The sequence below is a fragment of the Pyrobaculum sp. genome (assembly GCF_049971835.1).
Taxonomy (GTDB): Archaea; Thermoproteota; Thermoprotei; order Thermoproteales; family Thermoproteaceae; genus Pyrobaculum.
Genome location: NZ_JBMFKV010000148.1, coordinates 1 through 4,593, shown reverse-complemented (window position 1 = coordinate 4,593; position 4,593 = coordinate 1). Strand labels below are relative to the sequence as shown.

Sequence of the window (4,593 nt, the reverse complement as noted above, 5' to 3'; positions counted from 1 at the left end):
TTGATCCTGCCCTCTATATACTTCTCCAGATCTCGCCACGGCTTCTCCAGCTCTAGCTCCACGCCACCACCGGCGGCTGGGTATTAAACTCTTTGCTCTACGCCCCCCTGGCCCTCGCCCTGAGCTTCTCCAGCGCCTGGGGGACATAGTACTTGTGGAGTACGTGGTCGACCACCTCCTTGGTGCCGTGGCAGTTGATGGTGGAGATTTCGGCCGCCGGGTTAAAAAGGGCCCTGGCCCTCTCCAGCTCCTGAGGGGTGGCTATGTCGATTTTGTTCAACACCGCCACGGCGGGGGCTGTGAACTCCGTCTTTATCTCCCTCCAGAGGCTGGCCTGCATCTCTAGGCTGTAGCCGCTGTGGGGTGTGGGGTCAGCGATGAAGATAATCACCCCGGCCAAATGTCTGAGGGCTAGGACTGCCTGTCTCTCTATCTTGTTTCTCTGGGACAGCGGCCTGTCGAGGAGTCCAGGCGTGTCTATTACCTGGATCTTGTCGCCTTTTAGATGTATGTGGCCTAGGTGTATCTGCTTGGTGGTGAAGGGGTACTCGGCCACCTCTGGCCTCGCCGTGGATACACATCTCACGAAGCTGCTCTTCCCCACGTTGGGCGCGCCGGCGACGACGATTGTGAAGAGGTTTGGGTCTATGGAGGGGAGCCTCCTTAGGAAGGTGGCTACATCCCTCAGCTTCTCCAGCTCCGGCCCGAGGTCGTTTAGGAGGTCGATTATCCGCGCCTTGTACATCTGCCTAGCCCTTAGGAGCGTCCTCTTGTCGGGGGCGGTGCGCACCGCCGTGATGGCCTCCTTGGCTATGGCCCTCACGGCTAGGTGGGCGTTGCCAACCTTAGCCACGGCGTGTTTGTAAAGCTGGGCGCCGAAAACCACGTCCACGAGGTCCCGGTAGAAGGGGTGCAGGCGGTCTAGGAAGGGCATCCCAAGGGCCATCTTTCTGAGGGTGGACGCCAGGGCCTTCCCGGAGGCCACTATCCTCTTGATCTCCAGCCTCTTCTGCTTGAGGAAGGCGGGCTCCGCCGTGGAGCCCCTGGCCTCTTCTCTCCCATACGCCGCGAGGAACATGGAGATGAGCTCGTCCACCGTGTATACGTAGGGGAGCTTCGCCTTGTCCACAACCTCCACGCACGGCGGCGGCCACTTATATAAATACTTTGTATTACACGTGGCCATCGCCCTCCTTACCGACTTCGGCACCAGGGACTACTTCGTCGCGGCGATGAAGGGAGTGATCCTCTCCATAAACCCCAGAGCTGTGGTTGTGGACATCACCCACGAGGTGCCTCCGCAAGACGTGTGGACCGGGGCTTTCATCCTCGCCTCGGCCTACAAGTGGTTTCCAAAGGGGACCATCTTCATCGCCGTTGTCGATCCGGGCGTGGGCACCGAGAGGGCGCCGCTTCTGTTAAAAACCAGGCGGTACTTCTTCGTGGGGCCTGACAACGGCGTACTTTCCCTCGCCGCTGAAGAGGACGGCGTGGAGGAGGCGTATAGAATAGAGGCGAGGCTCCCACGGCTCTCCGCCACCTTCCACGGCCGCGACGTCTTCGCCCCAGCCGCGGCGTATCTATCGCTGGGGGTGGAGCCCCGGATGCTCGGCACCCCAGTGGCCACCTGGGTCAGGCTGGGGAGGCCCTCCGCCGAGGTGGCCGGGGGCGAGATAAAGGCCCGGACGATATACGTGGACAGATTTGGCAACGTCTACACCTCGGCGCGGGGGGAGGTGTTCCAAATCGCCTCGTGGGGGGATGTGCTGTGCGTCGAGGTGGGGGGTCGGGTGATAGAGGCCAAGTTTGTAGAGATCTACGGCAGAGCCCGGCCGGGGGAGACCGTGGCTCTTATAAACAGCGAGGGGTATCTAGAAGTGGCCGTGGTCATGGGGAACGCCGCGGCGGCGCACGGCCTCAAGGCTGGTCTCGATTTAAAAATCCGGAGGTGCAGTTAGACGGTGATGAGCTAGCGCCGCCGCACTGCATAAGTGAAGAAGGCCGTTAAACTGACAATGTGTGGCCTCTGGCGTACGCGGAGCTATCACAGCGGCCCCAGAGGGCCCCTCCGCCCCAAGCATATATAGCTAAGCCGTTAAAAAATTTACCCCGCAAAAAATCGGGTTATTTCTCCTGAGGTGGCTTCGCGGTCTTCTTAATGTAGAATATAAGCGATCTCCTATTCAGCACGACGTGGGCGGCGGCGAAGGCTAGTATGGAGAAGGCGGCGTATGTGTGGATGTTCTTCCACATGTCTTTGGTAGCTCCGAGAATTATCTGGTGGCCGCTACCCGGCCCGGAGGGGGCGAAGTACAGCACCAAGCCCGACAACGCCAGCATGATCCCGGCGGTGGCTAGTAGGTAGATAACTACGGCTCTAATAAACCAACTCATGACCTCCCCCCGCGCCACTGCCTACCGACAGCGGCAGTGGTGGTGTTTGTGACGTCGCCATGCCTAGCCGTTTCATTATCTTCATGGCTACTTGTATAGGCCGCTAGTAGCAGTATTACAGTTATGTACAGCGCTATTATTGTTATTGTGATTATTAGGTGTTTCGAGACCATAGCCGCTTCGATGCAGGCAGAATTTTTAGACTACGCTAGAAACTACGTGCGGAACTTTGGCGAATCTCTGCGGAACTCACAGCCCTGCGCCGATTGACGGCGGATAGGGGGCTTGGGCGTGTATGTAAAAATATGTACCGGCAGGCCGATGGGGCGCGGTAAGTTTTTTAACTGGGTGCGGCGGTGGGTGTGTGGATGTGGCTGAGTTGAAGAAGTTGCTGACGGCGATTGTCCGGGATGAGCCTCAGTTTCTGCGGGACCTATTCATGGCGGCTCTCCGATCAGACGGGAGGTCGGCGGCGGAGCTGGTGGATCTACTCATCAGCCACGAGGAGGTGAGGCTGAAGCTGGCAAAGGCCTTGATAGGCGAGGTAGCTATACCGCTCAACGTAGCGACTAAAGACGACATAGAGAGAATTGAAAAAGAGATTGAGAAGATAAGAGAGGAGATGGTCACAAAAAAAGACCTAGAGAAATTAGCCACCAAAGACGATCTTGCAAAATTCGCCACCAAGGACGACTTTACGAAATTCGCCACTAGGGAGGACCTCGCTCTGTTTGCTACTAAAGAGGATTTGGAGAGGGCGGTTAGGAGAATTGAGGAGAGGATGGCGACGAAGGAGCAGTTTGAGGATTTGGCTGTTTCGCTTGAGGAGACTGCCCGTAGCTGGGTTTCCCACCTCTTGAAGAGCCGGGGTGTCGAGTGTAAAGCGGAGCGCCTCGTCTTGCCGGGCGCCTACGAATTTGACATCTACTGCAAATCGGAGCGGTATACGGTAGTGGGCGAGGCTAAGGTAAGGGCTGGGGCCGCAGTCGTCGAGAGGGCCGCCCAGAGAGCCGCCTTGCTGGCCGTCGGGTGGCCCGACTTGGTCTCCGGCCGAGTGGTGCCGGTGGTCTACACCCTGGCCGCGAACCCCGACGCGGTGGAGAAGGCGAGGCAACTAAAGGTGTGGCTAGTGGAGTGGAGCCGGGAGCTGGTGGCCTTCGAAGAGGCCGCCGCATAGGGGAAAAGTATATAAACTCGTGTGAATTTGGAGACGCCCCTAACCCGGCCACAGGCGCCGGTGATACGCCCGGACTCTTCAGAACCCGGAAGCTAAGGCCGGCGCCGCAGTCGGGAGTACTGGGCTCCGAGAGGGCCCGGGAAACCGCTGTGCTGGGAGGGGGCTTCTCTTTCTCCAAACGGAGAGTTGTCTAGACATGAGAAATCTCGGCTGTGTAGCCGGATTGGGGGTTGTGGGTGGCCGGGGCAGTTGTGGGTTCCAGCGTAGTGCTGCGGGGTTGTGGGCTCTCTACGCTGTGTAGAGGCTGTGTAGCTCCCCGGCGGCGTGGGAACGGCAGACTACAGCGGCTTGCTGTTATAGACGTAGCGGGGAAGAGGGCCCTCCGGCCGTCTTTGGGTTAAAATGGCGGGATGGGCGGGGGGTGGACGCGGCGCCGCGTGGGTGTTCAGGGGGCGTTTGACACCTTTACCTGGTCTATGAAGTCTACGGTTATTTGGTAGTTCCACGCAGTTGAGGGTGCTCCGCGTTGTACTGAAAACTTGGCGGTGGCTGACAGAACGCCGTTGCAGTAGACCTCCACCTTGTAGTCCGTGGCGGGTATCTGGTAGGCTGACACAGAGCCGTCTGAGGCGGTTGAGGCGAATACGGCGACCCAGCGCCCCCCGGTGAGCGTGTCGACGACCTTGGCGTAGCACCCGGCTACGGGCTTGCCCTGTCTGTCTCTCAACGTGATGGTGATGGGGTATGTCCAGGTGCGGATTTTGCCGCCGGTGGGCCAGCCCAGCTCTGCCACGTCTCTAGCCACGGAGCTGTCGTATATCCAGATGAGGCGGCCCGCGGCGACTTCGCTGAGCGTGGCTATGCCCCAGGCGATCCTCAGGCCGTAGCCCGGCCTCCACGGCAGGCCGTAGAGGGCCTTGCCGTCTAGTACGTAGGACAGCGCGACGACTCCGCCGCCCTCGTCGTACACAACCGCCGTCCCGTATCCGAGGGGCCTGTCGTTCCAGTCCCTCACCTCGAGC

6 protein-coding genes and 1 rRNA gene are annotated in these 4,593 nt (G+C 59.6%); 3 read left to right on the top strand and 4 right to left on the bottom strand.

Going from position 1 to position 4,593, the window contains the following annotated elements:
• Positions 1–97: 97 nt before the first annotated feature.
• Positions 98–1,138 carry an NOG1 family protein gene (locus ACP5J3_RS10985; RefSeq protein WP_428495733.1) on the bottom strand — a complete coding sequence of 347 codons (1,041 nt, stop codon included), beginning with the start codon at positions 1,136–1,138 and terminating at the stop codon, positions 98–100.
• 40 nt (positions 1,139–1,178) lie between these two features.
• Here ACP5J3_RS10985 and ACP5J3_RS10980 point away from each other — a divergent pair, with 40 nt between their 5' ends.
• Entirely contained in the window at positions 1,179–1,958 is a 780-nt protein-coding gene (locus ACP5J3_RS10980) for an SAM hydrolase/SAM-dependent halogenase family protein (RefSeq protein ID WP_428495732.1), read from the top strand.
• Between the two features lie 166 nt (positions 1,959–2,124).
• On the opposite strand, the gene ACP5J3_RS10975 is transcribed toward ACP5J3_RS10980, so the two are convergent.
• Together ACP5J3_RS10975 and ACP5J3_RS10970 are read right to left on the bottom strand one after the other, a co-directional pair.
• Positions 2,125–2,394 carry a DUF4405 domain-containing protein gene (locus tag ACP5J3_RS10975; RefSeq protein WP_428495731.1) on the bottom strand — a complete coding sequence of 90 codons (270 nt, stop codon included), beginning with the start codon at positions 2,392–2,394 and terminating at the stop codon, positions 2,125–2,127.
• A complete protein-coding gene (locus ACP5J3_RS10970) occupies positions 2,391–2,567 on the bottom strand; it encodes a hypothetical protein (RefSeq protein ID WP_263243229.1) in 177 nt (58 codons plus the stop codon). The genes ACP5J3_RS10975 and ACP5J3_RS10970 overlap by 4 nt, the downstream gene beginning before the upstream one ends.
• Before the next feature lie 191 nt (positions 2,568–2,758).
• Between ACP5J3_RS10970 and ACP5J3_RS10965 the strand changes: the two genes are divergently transcribed.
• Together ACP5J3_RS10965 and rrf are read left to right on the top strand one after the other, a co-directional pair.
• Positions 2,759–3,571 carry a hypothetical protein gene (locus ACP5J3_RS10965; RefSeq protein ID WP_428495730.1) on the top strand — a complete coding sequence of 271 codons (813 nt, stop codon included), beginning with the start codon at positions 2,759–2,761 and terminating at the stop codon, positions 3,569–3,571.
• 40 nt (positions 3,572–3,611) lie between these two features.
• A 5S ribosomal RNA gene (gene rrf, locus ACP5J3_RS10960) occupies positions 3,612–3,732 on the top strand.
• Between the two features lie 284 nt (positions 3,733–4,016).
• Here rrf and ACP5J3_RS10955 read toward each other — a convergent pair.
• Positions 4,017–4,593: hypothetical protein (locus ACP5J3_RS10955; RefSeq protein ID WP_428495729.1), on the bottom strand; the 577-nt coding region annotated here is incomplete at its 5' end.

Excerpts from the sequence above, each read along its gene's own strand:
- ACP5J3_RS10975 (WP_428495731.1), bottom strand. The coding sequence starts at position 2,394 with ATGAGTTGGTTTATTAGAGCCGTAGTTATCTACCTACTAGCCACCGCC.
- ACP5J3_RS10970 (WP_263243229.1), bottom strand. The coding sequence starts at position 2,567 with ATGGTCTCGAAACACCTAATAATCACAATAACAATAATAGCGCTGTAC.